1 pseudogene is annotated in these 1,101 nt (G+C 43.9%); it reads right to left on the bottom strand.

Features of this window, described 5'->3' with window-relative positions:
- A pseudogene (locus V6C17_RS08150) lies at positions 1 to 1,049 on the bottom strand (IS3 family transposase); the annotation flags it as partial.
- Positions 1,050 to 1,101 lie beyond the last annotated feature (52 nt).

The following is a 1,101-nucleotide window of genomic DNA, read 5'->3' as shown; positions in this document are numbered from 1 at the left end:
TGGTCTTTCATGGTTGTAATGCCACAACCAGTTTGTTGCATAATCTTGTACTTCATCCAAAGTATCAAATAAATGCTTGCTCAGCCAACTATAACGTATGGTCCGATTATAGCGTTCAATATACGCATTCTGCTGTGGCTTACCCGGTTGAATATATTCAATACGAATACCGTGCTCAGTAGCCCAGCGCACAAATTCGTGACTGATAAATTCGGGACCATTATCGCATCGGATCACTAACGGTTTTTCTCTCCACTCCAGCAATTGATTCAACGTACGAATAACCCTGATTGTGGGCAATGAGAACCCTGCTTCAATGGCTAGGCCTTCGCGGCGGTAATCATCAATCACATTCAATAATCGAAACTTGCGACCATCGGAAAGCTGATCATGCATAAAATCTAATGACCAAACCTGATTTTCTCGGATTGGTTCTTTCAATGGTTCAGGCGCATGCCGTTTTAGTCTTCTTCTCGGTTTAATACGCAGATTCAGTGCCAACTCACAGTAAATGCGGTAAACCCGCTTGTGATTCCAGCAGCAACTCTCAACATGCCGTAAATACGAGAAGCACAAACCAAAGCCCCAATCGGAATTTTCCTCAGTGAGTTCAATGAGCTGTTCAGCAATGAGTGCATTGTCATCGCTGAGTTTGGCTTGATAGCGGTAGCAGGTTTCACTAATGCCAAATGCTTTACAAGCCAAACGAATACTAATGGCATGCTGGGCAACTGCCTGTTGTGCCATCTTACGCCGGCAAGATGGCTTTACCCTTGCGCAGCAGTGCTGCTCATTGCCATCGCTTCCTGGATGATTTCGGCCTTTAATCGCTCTTCCGCATACATCTTTTTAAGTCTGGTATTTTCGGCTTCTAGCTCTTTCAGTCGAGCCATTAATGATGTATCCATACCACCATATTTGGCACGCCATTTATAAAAGGTAGCATTACTCATGCCGTGTTCACGGCAAAGGGTCGCTACAGGTGTGCCAGATTCTGCCTGTTTCAAGATGGACATGATCTGACTGTCAGTAAATTTAGATGTTTTCATGCAGAATCTCCTGCTCGTATCTTAAGAGAAAATTCTACTTTTAGATCCTATT

The sequence above is a fragment of the Dendrosporobacter sp. 1207_IL3150 genome, from assembly GCF_036763085.1.
GTDB lineage: Bacteria > Bacillota > Negativicutes > DSM-1736 > Dendrosporobacteraceae > JBAIYU01.
The sequence above is the reverse complement of the archived record's forward strand: the minus strand, read 5'-3'. Positions and strand labels throughout refer to the sequence as shown.